The sequence below is a fragment of the Cupriavidus basilensis genome (genome assembly GCF_000876015.1).
Taxonomy (GTDB): Bacteria; Pseudomonadota; Gammaproteobacteria; order Burkholderiales; family Burkholderiaceae; genus Cupriavidus; species Cupriavidus basilensis_B.
Genome location: NZ_BBQM01000012.1, coordinates 706,695 through 721,224 on the forward strand (window position 1 = coordinate 706,695; position 14,530 = coordinate 721,224).

The window sequence follows — 14,530 nt, forward strand, 5'->3', positions numbered from 1 at the left end:
CATCCCAACGTACCGCAAGGCCCGACCGTCATGACCGCACCCGCTGCCCAAGCCTTCCTGCCCTTCGTCAAGCCGTCGATCGACGCCGACGCCATCGCCGAGGTCGGCAAGGTGCTGGCCTCGGGCTGGATCACGTCCGGCCCCAGGATGCACGCGTTCGAGGACGCGCTGTCCGCGCTGTTCGGCGGCCGCCCGGTGCGCACCTTCGCCAACGGCTCGGCGACGATGGAAATCGCCCTGCGCATCGCCGACATCGGCCCCGGCGACGAGGTCATCACCACGCCGATCACCTGGGTGGCCACCGCCAACGTGGTCGTCACCGTGGGCGCCAAGCCGGTCTTCGTCGACGTCGACCCGCGCACGCGCAACCTCGACCTCGACGCCGTGGAAGCCGCCATCACACCGCGCACGCGCGCCATCATGCCGGTCTACCTGTCGGGCCTGCCGGTCGACATGGACCGCCTCTACGCCATCGCGCGCAAGCACGGCCTGCGCGTGATCGAGGACGCCGCCCAGGCCATCGACTCGCGCTGGCGCGGCCAGCGCATCGGCGCCTTCGGCGACCTGGTGAGCTTCAGCTTCCAGGCCAACAAGAACATCACCAGCGTCGAAGGCGGCTGCCTGGTGATGAACTCGCCGGAAGAAGCGCTGCGCGCCGAGCGCCTGCGCCTGCAGGGCGTGATCCGCAGCGGCCCGGATGGCATGGACGTGGAGGAGCCCGGCGGCAAGTTCAACCTGACCGACGTCAACGCCGCCATCGGCCTGTCGCAACTGGCGCACCTGGACCACGTCACCGCGCGCCGCGCCGAGCTGGCCGAGGCGTATTTCCGCAGTGCCGCCGACCACGGCCTGGCCGGACTCGGCATCGAGCTGCCGCTGCCGCGCGACGGCGAGCTGGCCACCACCAACTGGCACATGTTCCAGGTGGTGCTGCCGGCCGCGCGCATCGCGGGCGGCCGCACCGCCGTGATGGACGCCATGCGCGAGCGCGGCATCGGCACCGGCGTGCACTATCCCGCCCTGCATCTGTTTACCTACTACCGCTCCCTTGGCTGGCGCGAAGGCATGCTGCCCCATGCCGAGCGCATCGGACAGGGCATCCTCACCCTGCCGATGTTCCCTGCGATGCAGGCCGCCGACGTGGAGCGGGTCTGCGCAACCCTCAGCGAAACATGCAAACGCCTCCTCAAATGAGCCCCGTCGAGGTCTCCGTCGTCATTCCCGTCTATAACGAGGAAGACGGCCTGCAGGCCCTGTTCGACCGCCTCTACCCGGCGCTCGACGCCCTCGCCTGCAGCTACGAGATCATCTTCGTCAACGACGGCAGCCGCGACCGCTCCGCGCAGATTCTGGCCAGCCAGTACCGGCTGCGCCCGGACGTCACGCGCGTGGTGCTGTTCAACGGCAACTTCGGCCAGCACATGGCCATCCTGGCCGGCTTCGAGCAGACCCGCGGCCAGATCGTCATCACGCTGGACGCCGACCTGCAGAACCCGCCGGAAGAAATCCCGCGCCTGGTGGCGACCATGCGCGAAGGGCACGACTACGTCGGCACCATCCGCCGCGAGCGCAACGACACGGCCTTCCGCCGCGTGGCGTCGCGCGCCATGAACCGGCTGCGCGAGCGCATCACGCGCATCAAGATGACCGACCAGGGCTGCATGCTGCGCGCCTACGACCGCAACGTGATCGACACCATCAACGCGTGCCGCGAGGTCAACACCTTCATTCCCGCGCTGGCCTACACTTTCTCCTCCAATCCGGTCGAGATCGTGGTCGAGCACGAGCAGCGCCACGCCGGTGAATCCAAGTACTCGCTGTTCCAGCTCATCCGGCTGAACTTCGACCTGGTGACGGGCTTCTCGATCGTGCCGCTGCAATGGTTCTCGGCCATCGGCACGCTGCTGTCGCTGGCCTCGGGCGGGCTGGTGGCGGTGCTGCTGGTGCGCCGCTTCCTGCTCGGCGCGGAAGTGCAGGGCGTGTTCACCCTGCTGGCCTTCAACTTCTTCCTGGTCGGCATCATGCTGTTCGGCATCGGCCTGCTGGGCGAGTACATCGGCCGCATCTACCAGGAAGTGCGCAACCGCCCGCGCTACCGCATCCAGGCGGTGCTCGAGGGCAACCCCGAAACACAGAAAGGCCAGCCGGCCGCGGAGCCATCGTGCGCGCAGTAGTCTTCGCCTACCACAACGTCGGCGACCGCTGCCTGCGCGTGCTGCACGCGCGTGGCGTCGAAGTGGCGCTGGTCGTCACCCACCGCGACCGCCCGGACGAGAACATCTGGTTCCGCCGCGTCGCCGATACCGCCGCCGAACTCGGCGTGCCCTTCATCTACGGTGAAGACCCCGCCGACCCGGCGCTGGCCGAGGCGGTGGCCGCGGCGCGCCCGGACATGATCTTCTCGTTCTACTACCGCGCGATGATCCCCGCCGCCGTGCTGGCGCTGGCGCCGCGCGGCGCGTTCAACATGCACGGCTCGCTGCTGCCGAAGTACCGCGGCCGCGTGCCGGTGAACTGGGCCGTGCTGCGCGGCGAGACCGAGACCGGCGCCACGCTGCACGCGATGGAAGCCAAGCCGGACGCCGGCTACATCGTCGACCAGACCGCCGTGCCGATCCTGCCGGACGACACCGCGGGCGAAGTCTTCGAGAAGGTCACGGTGGCCGCCGAGCAGACGCTGTGGCGCGCGCTGCCCGCCATGATGGCCGGCAACATCGTCCCGCTGCCCAACCGCCTTGCCGAAGGCAGCTACTTCTCCGGCCGCAGGCCGGAGGACGGCCGCATCGACTGGCAGCAAGATGCCGCCCGGGTCTACGACCTGGTGCGCGCGGTGGCGCCGCCCTACCCCGGCGCCTTCACCGACATCGGCGCGCGCCGCTTCGTGGTGGCGCAGGCGCGCCGCCCGCACGGCGCCGCGCCCGCCCTGCCGGCGGGCGCCCGGCCCGGCCTGCACGTGGCCGGCGGGCAGATCGTCGGCCTGTGCGGCGACGGCGAAGTGATCCTGATCCGCGAATTACTCGACGCGGGCGCACCGGCACAGGCCGTTTCGCCCGACGCACTCTCTACATTTCTTACCGCATCGTCCAAAGAGGAACACCGATGAAAAAGGTCCTGATTCTTGGCGTCAACGGCTTCATCGGCCACCACCTGACGCGCCGCATTCTCGAAACCACGCCGTGGGAGGTCTACGGCATGGACATGGCCAGCGACCGCCTCGGCGACCTGATCGACCACCCCCGCATGCACTTCTTCGAGGGCGACATCACCATCAACAAGGAGTGGATCGAGTACAACATCCGCAAGTGCGATGTCGTCCTCCCCCTCGTCGCCATCGCCACCCCGGCCACCTACGTGCGCCAGCCCCTGCGCGTGTTCGAGCTCGACTTCGAGGCCAACCTCCCCATCGTCCGCGCCGCCGTCAAGTACGGCAAGCACCTCGTCTTCCCCTCGACCTCCGAGGTCTACGGCATGTGCCACGACGACGAGTTCGACCCCGAGACCTCCGAGCTGATCTGCGGCCCCATCAACAAGCCCCGCTGGATCTACGCCTGCTCCAAGCAGCTGATGGACCGCGTCATCCACGCCTACGGCATGGAGCAGGGCCTCAACTACACCCTGTTCCGCCCGTTCAACTGGATCGGCGCCGGCCTCGATTCCATCTTCGAATCGAAGGAAGGCTCCTCCCGCGTCGTCACCCAGTTCCTCGGCCACATCGTGCGCGGCGAGCCGATCAAGCTGGTCGACGGCGGCGCCCAGAAGCGTGCCTTCGCCGACATCACCGACGGCATCAGCGCCCTCATGCGCATCATCGAGAACCCGCAAGGCGTCGCCACCGGCAAGATCTACAACATCGGCAACCCCGCCAACATCCACTCGGTGCGCGAACTCGCCGAGATGATGCTCAAGATGGCCGCCGACTACCCGGAATACGCCGAACTCGCCCGCCAGACCCAGATCGTCGAGACGTCCTCCGGCGACTTCTACGGCAAGGGCTACCAGGACGTGCAGAACCGCGTGCCCAAGATCGACAACACCGTCGAAGAACTGGGCTGGAAACCCGCCGTCAGCATGGAAGACGCGCTGCGCGCCATCTTCGAGGCCTACCGCGGCAAGGTCGTCGAGGCCCGCACCCTGGTCGACTCGGCCAACTGAGGCCCGCGCCGATGGCACGCATCGCCCTCAAGGTCGACGTCGACACGCTGCGCGGCACCCGCGAAGGCGTGCCGGCGCTGCTCGCCATGCTGGCCCGCGTGCGGGCCGAGGCCACCTTCCTGTTCAGCCTCGGCCCGGACCACACCGGCTGGGCGCTGCGGCGCGTGTTCCGGCCCGGCTTCCTGCAGAAAGTCTCGCGCACCTCGGTGGTGTCCAACTACGGCCTGCGCACGCTGATGTACGGCGTGCTGCTGCCCGGCCCCGACATCGGCCGCAAGGCCGCGGCCGAGATGCGCGCCGCGCGCGCGGCCGGCCACGAGTGCGGCATCCATACCTGGGACCACGTGTACTGGCAGGACAACGTGCGCGCGCGCGACGCGGCCTGGACCCGGCGCCAGATGCAGAGCGCGTTCGACCGCTACGTCGACATCTTCGGCGAAGCCCCGCCCACGCACGGCGCGGCCGGCTGGCAGATGAACGACGAAGCGTTCCGCCAGATCGACGACTGGGGCATGGCCTACGCCTCCGACGGGCGCGGCAGCGCGCCGTATATCCCCACCGTGGACGGCGTGGCGCTGCGCCACGTGCAGATGCCCACCACGCTGCCCACGCTCGATGAACTCATCGGCGTGGACGGCCTGACCGAGGACAACGTCCACGAAGCCGTGCTGCGCCTGAGCGGCGACGGGCGCGACCACGTCTTCACGCTCCATACCGAACTCGAAGGCGGCAAGCTGGCGCCGGTGTTCAACCGGCTGCTGGACGGCTGGCGCGCGCAAGGCCACGAACTGGTGTCGATGGCCACGCTCTACCGGCATCTCGACCGGACCGCCTTGCCGCTGGCGCCGGTCACGTGGGGCGCCATCGAAGGCCGCAGCGGCGAATTGATCGTGCAGCCCTGAATACCGGCAACGCATCCGCATTGCCATCGGTTTGCTCCCCTCTCCCGTTTCATGGGAGAGGGGAAACTCCGTGCGGCAAAGCGAATTCCCCGGCTGGCTAATCCCTCACCCCCGCCCCGCCTTCGCCAGCCGCAGCCCGTTGAACACCACCAGCAGGCTCGCGCCCATGTCGGCGAACACGGCCATCCACATGGTGCCCAGGCCCGCCGCGGTCAGCGCGAGGAAGATCACCTTGATGCCGAGCGCCAGCGCGATGTTCTGCTTCAGGATGGCCGAGGTGCGCCGCGACAGCCGGATGAACGTGGGGATCTTGCGCAGGTCGTCGTCCATCAGCGCCACGTCCGCGGTCTCGATGGCGGTGTCGGTGCCGGCCGCGCCCATCGCGAAGCCGATGTCGGCGCGCGCCAGCGCGGGCGCGTCGTTGACGCCGTCGCCGACCATGCCCACCACCACGCGCCCGGCGGCGCCCGCGGCGCCATCGCCGCCCTTCACGCTCAGCGCGGCGATGGCATCGGCCTTGTCCTGCGGCAACTGATTGCCGCGCGCCTCGTCGATCTGCACCTGCGCGGCGATGGCCTGCGCCGTGTGCGGGTTGTCGCCCGACAGCATCAGCGTGCGCACGCCCAGCGCGTGCAGCTCGGCCACGGCCTGGCGGCTGTGGTCCTTGACCGTGTCGGCCACGCCGAACAGGGCCTCGACACCGTGGTCGGCGCCCAGCACCACCACCGTCTTGCCTTGCCGCTCCAGCGCTTCCAGCGTGGCCTCCAACTCGGGCGAGCACAGCCCGCGGTCATGGATCAGGCGGTGGTTGCCGAGGTAATACGCGCGGCCGTTGACGGTGCCGCTCACGCCGTAGCCGGGCAGCGCCGCGAAGTCCCGCACGTCCAGCGGCGCGATGCCTTCGGCGCGCGCCGCGCTGGCCACCGCCATCGACACCGGATGGTCCGAGCGGCCGGCCAGGCTGGCCGCCACCGCGCGCGCCGCCGCGCTTGCCGCGGCGCCGCCCGCGGCGATCTCGCCGAGCGGCTGGAAGTCGGTCTGCGCGGGCTTGCCGTGCGTGATGGTGCCGGTCTTGTCCAGCGCCAGCCAGGCCAGGTCCTTGCCCTGTTCGAGATAGATCCCGCCCTTGATCAGGATGCCGCGCCGCGCCGCCGCGGCCAGGCCGCTGACGATCGTCACCGGCGTGGAGATCACCAGCGCGCACGGGCAGGCGATCACCAGCAGCACCAGCGCCTTGTAGATCCACGCGCTCCAGTCGCCGTCCAGCGCCAGCGGCGGCACCACCGCCACCAGCACCGCGCCGAGGAAGACCAGCGGCGTGTACACGCGCGCGAAGCGGTCGACGAAGCGCTGCGTGGGCGCGCGGCTGCCCTGCGCGGCCTCGACCGCGTGGATGATGCGCGCGAGCGTGGAGCCGCTGGCGGCGGCGGTCACTTCGTATTCCAGTTCGCCGGCCTGGTTGATGGTGCCGGCGAACAGCGCGTCGCCCACGCCCTTGTTCACCGGCACGCTCTCGCCGGTGATGGGCGCCTGGTCCAGCGTGGACTGGCCGCGCAGCACGCGGCCGTCGAGCGCCACGCGCTCGCCCGGGCGCAGCCGCACCAGCGCGCCGACGGCCACCGCGCGCGCGTCGACCGCCTGCCAGCTGCCGTCGGCCTGCCGCACCGTGGCCTGCTCGGGCGCCATCGCCATCAGGCCGCGCACGGCGTTGCGCGCGCGGTCCAGCGAGGCGGCCTCGATGCGCTCGGCCAGCGCGAACAGCACCATCACCATCGCCGCTTCCGGCCACTGGCGGATCAGCATCGCGCCGGTCACGGCGATGCTCATCAGCGCGTTGATGTTCAGGTTGCCGTTGGACAGCGCGATCCAGCCCTTCTTGTACACGCCGAGGCCGGCGATGGCGACCGCCGCCAGCGCCAGCACCGGCGCCAGCCAGTCCTGCCCCGGCACCTGCAGCCAGCCCACCGCTTCCGCGCCCAGCGCCGCCGCGCCGGCCAGCGCCAGCGGCCACCACGGCTTGGCGGCCTGCGGGGCGAGCTCGGCGGCCTGCTCCGAGAGCGGCTCGGCCTTCATGCCGAGGCTTTCGATGGCGCGCACCACCGGGTCCAGCGAATCCAGCGTGTGGTGCACCGTCAGCACGCGCTGCATCAGGTTGAACTGCAGCCCCGCCACGCCCGCCATGCTGCCGAGCTTGTTGCGGATCAGGGTTTCCTCGGTCGGGCAGTCCATCGCGTCGATGCGATAGGTGGCCATCGCGGCGCCGGCCGGCACGTTGGCGGCGGGCGTGGGCGCCATGCTGGCCGAGGCGCATCCGCCGCCGCAGCAGGCGGACGCGCTGGCATGGCCGTGCGGCTGGCCTTGCGCGTGATCATGTGCGTGATCGTGCGCGTGCTGATGGTCCTGGCCGTGGTTACTGTCGTGGTCGTGGTCGCAGCAATGCGCATGGCCATGCGCGCGGTTTTCCGTCTGATCGTGCGCATGGTCATGGCGGTCGCCCTCCCGCTCGCGGACGGCGGTGTGGTCTGGCGTGGCGTCGGACATGGCGGTGCTCCCTGCTTTGTTGTGCTTGCCGTCCATTTAAGACCCTGGAGCGGCTACAGGGTCAAGCGCCGGAAGTGAATTGCCTGCCGCATGGCCTGTCGGGGAACCCTCGCCACGTTTCCCGCTCAAACCCGCCATTCCCGCCAGCCAGGGGGACAAGACCCCGGCCGCATCTTGGTCATATCCTGGCCGTATCGCGGTCAAAGCCGCTGCCTATATAATCCGCCGCATGCGCCGTTTCCTGATCCTGCTGTTCGTGCTCCTGCTGCCACTCCAGTTCGCCTGGGCGGGCGCCGCGGCCTATTGCAGCCATGACGGCCAGCAGGACCGCGCCGACGCGATCGGCGCGAAGTGGCATTTCGGCCATCACAGCCATGCCCACCACGGCGAGGCCGCCGACCACCGCGCCGCCGGCGACAAGGACAGCCAGGACGGCAGCGGCAAGACCAAGCTGCCCGACCTCGACTGCGCGGTCTGCCATTTTGCCGGCGCGCAGCTCGTGCTGCCCGACTTCTCCGGCGCCGGCGCGCACTTCGGGGTAGCGATCAGCTACCACGCGCTGGCCCCGTCCTTCCTCTCCGCGCCGGGCACCACACCCGACCGCCCCCAGTGGCCGTCCGCCTGACCGGCGAGACGACCCCACTCCTTTCCAGACTCCCGTCTCGCCGAGCTTCCCTGGTCTTTTTCCGGTGAAATTCGATGAGAACACTTGTGATCCCGCTCGGGCTGGCGGCTGCTTTGCTCAGTCCCGCCGTGCCCGCCCAGGGCGCGGCGCCCGCCGCCATGCCCGCCATGCTGCCAGCGCCGCAGGCCGAGGAAGCCGCCGGCCCGCTGACGCTGGACAACGCCCTCGCGCTGGCAAGCGCGCGCAGCTTCACGCTGTCGGCCGCCGGCCATGAGCTCGATGCCGCCGAGGGCGGCATCATGCAGGCCCGCGTCCTGCCCAACCCCGAGGTCGCCGTCCTGCTCGAGGACAACCGCCGCGACACCCGCACCACCACCGCGCAGATCAACCTGCCCATCGAGCTCGGCGGCAAGCGCGCGGCGCGCATCGGCGCGGCGCAGAAGGCGCGCGAGCTGGCGCAGTCCCGGCTCGGCGCGGCGCATGCCGGCCTGCGCGCGGCCGTGGTCGGCGGCTTTTTCGGCGTGGTCGTCGCGCAGGAGCGCCTCAAGCTGGCGCGCGGCGCCGCCGAGATCGCCGCCAAGGGCGCGCAGGCCGCGGCGCGCCGCGTGGCGGCCGGCAAGATCGCCCCGCTGGAGGAAAGCAAGGCGCGCGTCGAGCAGGCCAACGCCGAACTGGAGGTGGCCGACGCCGAGGCCGGGCTGGCCGCCGCGCGCCTGTCGCTGGCCAACCTGTGGGGCAGCGGCGAGGCCCGCTTCAGCGAGGCCGCCGGCAACCTCGACGCGCTGCCCGCGCGCCCCGACACCACCAGCCTGATGCAGGCGCTCGACAGCGCCCCCGAACTGCTCAGCAGCCGGCTCGAACTCGAGCGGCGCCAGGCCGTGATCGGCGTGGAGCGCAGCCGCCAGTACCCCGACCTGACCCTGAGCCTGGGCAGCAAGCGCGACAACGGCGCGGAGCGCGGCACCATGCCGGTGGTCGGCGTGGCCCTGCCGCTGCCGCTGTTCGACCGCAACCAGGGCAATCTCTACGCCGCCACGCGCCAGGCCGACAAGGCCGCCGACGAGTACCGCGCCACCCAGGTGCGCCTGTCCGGCGAACTGCAGCAGGCCGCGCAGCAGCTGACGGTGTCGCGCGCCTCGGCGCAGGCGCTGCGCGGCACCGTGCTGCCTGCGGCGCAGCAGGCCTACGAGGCCGCCACGCGCGGCTTCGAGGCCGGCAAGTTCAATTTCCTCGACGTGCTCGATGCGCAGCGCACCTGGTTCCAGGCGCGCGTGCGCTATCTCGGCGTGGTCGCCAGCGCCTACCAGGCCGCCACCACCATCGACCGCATTCTCGGCCGCTAGCGCCAAAGGAACCCCATCATGGCAATCAACACAAAACAGAAAACCGCCGTCGCCGTCATCCTCGCCGGCGGCGCGCTGGCCGGCGCGGCGCTGATCTTCGCCGGGCGCGGCAGCGATACCGGCGCGCATGGCGGCAACACCCACGCGGAAGCCGCCGCCCACGGCGACAGCGACGGCAACGGCGAAAACCACGACAGCACCGCCGGCCCCAACGGCGGCCAGCTGTTCCGGCAGGGCGACGCCGTCGTCGAAGTGCTGGTGGCCGAAGCCGGCCCCGGCGAAGGCGGCTCGCGCCTGCGGCTCTGGGCCTCGCGCGCGGGCCAGCCGCTCGCGCCCGCCGGCGTCAAGGCCGCCGGCGAACTGCGGCGGCTGACCGGCGAGCGCGAGCGCCTCGCCTTCGCGCCGGCCCAAGCCTACCTGCAAAGCGCGGCGGCCATCGGCGAGCCGCACGCCTTCGAAGCCAGCCTCGACGTGACCCTGCCCGGCGCGAGCGCTCCGCTTGCCATCAAGCTGCGCAAGGAGGAAGGCCTGGTCGAGATGACGCCCGCGCAGATCCAGGGCGCGGGCCTGACGCTGCAAGGCGCCGGCCCGGCCCGCATCGAAGGCACCGTGTCCTTCCCCGGCGAGATCCGCTTCAACGAAGACCGCACCGCGCACGTGGTGCCGCGCGTGGCCGGCGTGGTCGAAGGCGTGTCCGCCAACCTGGGCCAGCAGGTGCGCAAGGGCGACCTGCTGGCGGTGCTGGCCAGCACCACGCTGTCGGACCAGCGCAGCGAGCTGCTGGCCGCGCAGAAGCGCCTGGAACTGGCCGAGACGACCTTCCGGCGCGAGAAGAAGCTGTGGGAGGACAGGATCTCCGCCGAGCAGGACTACCTGGCCGCGCGCACCGCGCTGCAGGAAGCCCGCATCGCCACGCAGAATGCCGCGCAGAAGCTCACCGCCATCGGCGCGTCCGGCAGCGCGGGCGGCGGCGCGGGTGGCAGCACGGACAACGCGCGCGCGCTCAACCGCTTCGAGCTGCGCGCGCCGTTCGACGGCACCGTGGTGGAAAAGCATCTCGCGCTCGGCGAAGCCGTGGCCGCCGACGCCAACGTCTTCACCATCTCCGACCTGAGCACCGTGTGGGCCGAGTTCGTGATCGCGCCCAAGGACCTCGACCGCGTGCGCGTGGGCGAGAAGGTGCGCATCGCCTCGACCGCGTTCGACGGCAAGGCCGAAGGCACGGTCTCCTACGTCGGCTCGCTGCTGGGCCAGCAGACCCGCACGGCCACCGCGCGCGTGACCCTGGCCAACCCCAAGATGGCCTGGCGCCCGGGGCTGTTCGTCACCGTGGGCGTGACGGATTCCAGCGCCGAGGTGCCGGTCGCCATCGACGCGCAGGCGCTGCAGAGCCACGGCGACCAGCAGGTGGTGTTCGTCGCCGTGCCGGGCGGCTTCCTGGCGCAGCCGGTCAAGACCGGGCGCGGCGACGGCAGGCTGGTCGAGATCACCGAGGGCATGCGGGCCGGCTGGCAGTACGTGGCCGGCAACAGCTTCATGGTCAAGGCGGAACTCGGCAAGGCCGGCGCCGAACACAGCCACTAAGCGGAGACCGATATGTTCGAACGACTGATCCGCTTCGCCATCGCGCAGCGCTGGCTGGTGCTGCTGGCCGTGCTGGCCATCGCCGCGCTCGGCGCGTACAACTACAGCCGGCTGCCGATCGACGCCGTGCCCGACATCACCAACGTGCAGGTGCAGATCAACACCGCCGCGCCCGGCTATTCGCCGCTGGAGGCCGAGCAGCGCGTGACCTACCCGATCGAGACCGCCATGTCCGGCCTGCCCGGGCTGGAGCAGACCCGCTCGCTGTCGCGCTACGGGCTGTCGCAGGTCACGGTGATCTTCAAGGACGGCACCGACATCTACTTCGCGCGCCAGCTGGTCAACCAGCGCATCCAGGAGGCCGCGCGCAACCTGCCGCCGGGCGTGGCGCCGCAGATGGGCCCGATCTCCACCGGCCTCGGCGAGATCTACCTGTGGACCGTGGAAGCCGAGGACGGCGCCAGGAAGCCCGACGGCGGCGCCTACACGCCGACCGACCTGCGCGAGATCCAGGACTGGGTCATCAAGCCGCAGCTGCGCACCGTGCCCGGCGTGACCGAGATCAACTTCATCGGCGGCTTCGCCAAGGAATACCTGGTGGCGCCCAGCCCCGAGCGCCTGGCCTCCTACGGCCTGAGCCTGCAGGACGTGGTGGCCGCGCTGGAGAAGAACAACGCCAACGTGGGCGCCGGCTACATCGAGCGGCGCGGCGAGCAGTACCTGGTGCGCGCGCCGGGACAGGTCAGGTCGGTCGACGACATCCGCGAGATCATCGTCGGCAGCGCGCAGGGCCAGCCGATCCGCATCCGCGACCTGGCCGAGGTCGGCATCGGCCGCGAGCTGCGCACGGGCGCGGCCACCGACAACGGGCGCGAGGTGGTGCTGGGCACCGTCTTCATGCTGATCGGCGAGAACAGCCGGGCCGTGTCGCAGGCGGTGGACAAGCGCATGGCGGCCATCAACCGCTCGCTGCCGGCGGGCGTCAAGGCCGTCACCGTGTATGACCGCACCCTGCTGGTGGACCGCGCCATCGCCACCGTCAAGAAGAACCTGATCGAGGGCGCGGCGCTGGTCGTGGTGATCCTGTTCCTGTTCCTCGGCAACCTGCGCGCGGCGGTGATCACCGCGCTGGTGATCCCGCTGTCGATGCTGTTTACCTTCACCGGCATGGTGACGTACAAGATCAGCGCCAACCTGATGAGCCTGGGCGCGCTGGACTTCGGCATCATCATCGACGGCGCGGTGGTCATCGTCGAGAACTGCGTGCGCCGCCTCGCCCACGCGCGCCAGCGCCACGGCAGGCCGCTCACGCGCGGCGAGCGCTTCCACGAAGTGTTCGCGGCCTCGCAGGAGGCGCGTCGGGCGCTGGTGTTCGGCCAGTTCATCATCATGATCGTCTACATCCCGATCTTCGCGCTCACCGGCGTGGAGGGCAAGATGTTCCACCCGATGGCCATGACCGTGGTGCTGGCGCTGGCCGGCGCGATGATCCTGTCGGTGACGTTCGTGCCGGCGGCGGTGGCGCTGTTCATCGGCGACAAGGTGGCCGAGAAGGAAAACCGCCTGATGCTGTGGGCCCGGCGCGCCTACGCGCCGCTGCTCGGCAAGACCCTGGCCAACACGCCGGTGGTGCTGGCCTTCGCCGCGGTGGCCGTGCTGCTCAGCGGGCTGGTGGCCACGCGCCTGGGCAGCGAGTTCATCCCCAACCTCAACGAAGGCGACTTCGCCGTGCAGGCGCTGCGCATCCCGGGCACCAGCCTGACGCAGTCGCTCGCCATGCAGCAGCAGATCGAGACCCGGCTCAAGGAGAAATTCCCCGAGATCGAGCGCGTCTTCGCCCGCACCGGCACCGCCGAGATCGCCTCGGACCCGATGCCGCCCAATGCGTCCGACGGCTACATCATGCTCAGGCCGCGCGCGCAGTGGCCCGATCCGGGCAAGACGCGCGAGCAGTTGCTGGCGCAGATGGAGGCCGAACTGGAAACCATCCCCGGCAACAAGTACGAGTTCTCGCAGCCGATCCAGTTGCGCTTCAACGAACTGATCTCCGGCGTGCGCAGCGACGTCGCCGTCAAGATCTTCGGCGACGACAACCAGGTGCTGGAGGACACCGCGCAGAAGGTCGCTGGCGTGCTGCGCGGCATCCCCGGCGCGGCCGAGGTCAAGGTCGAGCAGACCAGCGGCCTGCCGGTGCTCACGGTGGACGTGGACCGCGCCCGCGCGGCGCGCTACGGCCTCAACATGACCGACGTGCAGGACACCGTGGCCATCGCCGTGGGCGGGCGCGACGCGGGCATCTTCTTCCAGGGCGACCGCCGCTTCAACATCGGCGTGCGCCTGCCCGAAGGCATCCGCGCCGACGTCGAGGCGCTGCGCCGCCTGCCCATCCCGCTGCCGCGCGGCGGCGCCGCGCGCAACGGCGAGGCCGCGCCGGCCAGCTACATCCCGCTCGGCGAGATCGCCACGCTCACGCTCGCGCCCGGCCCCAACCAGGTCTCGCGCGAGAACGGCAAGCGCCGCATCGTGGTCAGCGCCAACGTGCGCGGCAGCGACGTGGGCAGCTTCGTCCCCGCGGCCATGAGCGCGCTCGACCGCCAGGTCAAGGTCCCGGCCGGCTACTGGATCACCTGGGGCGGCACCTTCGAGCAGCTGCAGTCCGCCACCACGCGCCTGCAGATCGTGGTGCCGGTGGCGCTGCTGATGGTGTTCGTGCTGCTGTTCGCGATGTTCGGCAACGTGCGCGACGGCCTGCTGGTCTTCACCGGCATCCCGTTCGCGCTGACCGGCGGTATCCTCGCGCTGTGGCTGCGCGGCATCCCGCTGTCGATCTCGGCCGCGGTCGGCTTCATCGCCCTGTCCGGCGTGGCCGTGCTCAACGGGCTGGTGATGCTGTCGTTCATCCGCAGCCTGCGCGAGGAAGGCAAGCCGCTCGACGAAGCCATCCACACCGGCGCCCTCACGCGGCTGCGCCCGGTGCTGATGACCGCGCTGGTGGCCTCGCTCGGTTTCATCCCGATGGCCATCGCCACCGGCACCGGCGCGGAAGTGCAGCGGCCGCTGGCCACGGTGGTGATCGGCGGCATCCTGTCGTCCACCGCGCTCACGCTGCTGGTGCTGCCGGTGCTGTACCGGCTGGCGCACCGGCGCGAGGCGGAGCAGGAGGGAGAACAGGATGTGGGACAGCAGGACGGCGGCGGCGAGGCGGAAACCGGCGCGGCGCGGTTGCCAGCGTGACGGCGTGACGGCGTGGGGGCCGCGCAAGGCGGTTCCTGACTGCCAGCAGCGCTCCGCATGCCGAAGGTTTGCTCCCCTCTCCCATGCAATGGGAGAGGGGAGAACACAGCCGGTGGGCTGGTCTTATCGACAGCGCCGAGCCAACGCGA

General features: G+C 70.7%; 10 protein-coding genes. 9 read left to right on the forward strand and 1 reads right to left on the reverse strand.

Annotation, left to right across the window (positions count from 1 at the left end; genetic code table 11):
* Positions 1-30: 30 nt before the first annotated feature.
* From KF708C_RS10915 to KF708C_RS10935, 5 genes are read left to right on the forward strand one after another with little or no spacing between them, the layout of a single operon-like run.
* Positions 31-1,194, forward strand: a complete 1,164-nt coding sequence (locus tag KF708C_RS10915; RefSeq protein ID WP_059411775.1) for a DegT/DnrJ/EryC1/StrS family aminotransferase — start codon at positions 31-33, stop codon at positions 1,192-1,194.
* Entirely contained in the window at positions 1,173-2,174 is a 1,002-nt protein-coding gene (locus tag KF708C_RS10920) for a glycosyltransferase (RefSeq protein ID WP_059411776.1), read from the forward strand. The genes KF708C_RS10915 and KF708C_RS10920 overlap by 22 nt, the downstream gene beginning before the upstream one ends.
* Positions 2,162-3,103 (forward strand): formyltransferase, encoded by a 942-nt coding sequence (locus KF708C_RS34500; RefSeq protein ID WP_059411777.1) that lies wholly within the window; start codon positions 2,162-2,164, stop codon positions 3,101-3,103. Before KF708C_RS10920 ends, KF708C_RS34500 begins: the two co-directional genes overlap by 13 nt.
* Positions 3,100-4,152 carry a bifunctional UDP-4-keto-pentose/UDP-xylose synthase gene (locus KF708C_RS34505; protein ID WP_059411778.1) on the forward strand — a complete coding sequence of 351 codons (1,053 nt, stop codon included), beginning with the start codon at positions 3,100-3,102 and terminating at the stop codon, positions 4,150-4,152. Before KF708C_RS34500 ends, KF708C_RS34505 begins: the two co-directional genes overlap by 4 nt.
* 11 nt (positions 4,153-4,163) lie before the next feature.
* A complete protein-coding gene (locus tag KF708C_RS10935; protein WP_059411779.1) occupies positions 4,164-5,054 on the forward strand; it encodes a polysaccharide deacetylase family protein in 891 nt (296 codons plus the stop codon).
* A 105-nt stretch (positions 5,055-5,159) separates the two neighbouring features.
* Here the strand turns inward: KF708C_RS10935 and KF708C_RS10940 are convergent, their stop codons facing one another.
* Complete coding sequence (locus KF708C_RS10940; protein ID WP_231586437.1) at positions 5,160-7,595, reverse strand: heavy metal translocating P-type ATPase; 2,436 nt, start codon at positions 7,593-7,595, stop codon at positions 5,160-5,162.
* 229 nt (positions 7,596-7,824) lie between these two features.
* On the opposite strand from KF708C_RS10940, the gene czcI reads away from it, so the two are divergent.
* From czcI to KF708C_RS10965, 4 genes are all read left to right on the forward strand, one after another.
* Positions 7,825-8,220, forward strand: a complete 396-nt coding sequence (gene czcI, locus KF708C_RS10950) for a cation efflux protein, CzcI family (protein ID WP_020204869.1) — start codon at positions 7,825-7,827, stop codon at positions 8,218-8,220.
* Between the two features lie 74 nt (positions 8,221-8,294).
* Positions 8,295-9,563 (forward strand): TolC family protein, encoded by a 1,269-nt coding sequence (locus KF708C_RS10955; protein WP_059411782.1) that lies wholly within the window; start codon positions 8,295-8,297, stop codon positions 9,561-9,563.
* A gap of 18 nt (positions 9,564-9,581) precedes the next feature.
* A complete protein-coding gene (locus KF708C_RS10960) occupies positions 9,582-11,147 on the forward strand; it encodes an efflux RND transporter periplasmic adaptor subunit (protein WP_059411783.1) in 1,566 nt (521 codons plus the stop codon).
* Between the two features lie 12 nt (positions 11,148-11,159).
* On the forward strand, positions 11,160-14,381 hold the full coding sequence (locus tag KF708C_RS10965) for a CusA/CzcA family heavy metal efflux RND transporter (protein ID WP_059411784.1): 3,222 nt from the start codon (positions 11,160-11,162) through the stop codon (positions 14,379-14,381).
* The last annotated feature ends 149 nt before the right edge of the window (positions 14,382-14,530 follow it).

Excerpts from the sequence above, each read along its gene's own strand:
- KF708C_RS10915 (WP_059411775.1), top strand. The coding sequence starts at position 31 with ATGACCGCACCCGCTGCCCAAGCCTTCCTGCCCTTCGTCAAGCCGTCG.
- KF708C_RS10920 (WP_059411776.1), top strand. The coding sequence starts at position 1,173 with ATGCAAACGCCTCCTCAAATGAGCCCCGTCGAGGTCTCCGTCGTCATT.
- KF708C_RS34505 (WP_059411778.1), top strand. The coding sequence starts at position 3,100 with ATGAAAAAGGTCCTGATTCTTGGCGTCAACGGCTTCATCGGCCACCAC.
- KF708C_RS10935 (WP_059411779.1), top strand. The coding sequence starts at position 4,164 with ATGGCACGCATCGCCCTCAAGGTCGACGTCGACACGCTGCGCGGCACC.
- KF708C_RS10940 (WP_231586437.1), bottom strand. The coding sequence starts at position 7,595 with ATGTCCGACGCCACGCCAGACCACACCGCCGTCCGCGAGCGGGAGGGC.
- czcI (WP_020204869.1), top strand. The coding sequence starts at position 7,825 with ATGCGCCGTTTCCTGATCCTGCTGTTCGTGCTCCTGCTGCCACTCCAG.
- KF708C_RS10955 (WP_059411782.1), top strand. The coding sequence starts at position 8,295 with ATGAGAACACTTGTGATCCCGCTCGGGCTGGCGGCTGCTTTGCTCAGT.
- KF708C_RS10960 (WP_059411783.1), top strand. The coding sequence starts at position 9,582 with ATGGCAATCAACACAAAACAGAAAACCGCCGTCGCCGTCATCCTCGCC.
- KF708C_RS10965 (WP_059411784.1), top strand. The coding sequence starts at position 11,160 with ATGTTCGAACGACTGATCCGCTTCGCCATCGCGCAGCGCTGGCTGGTG.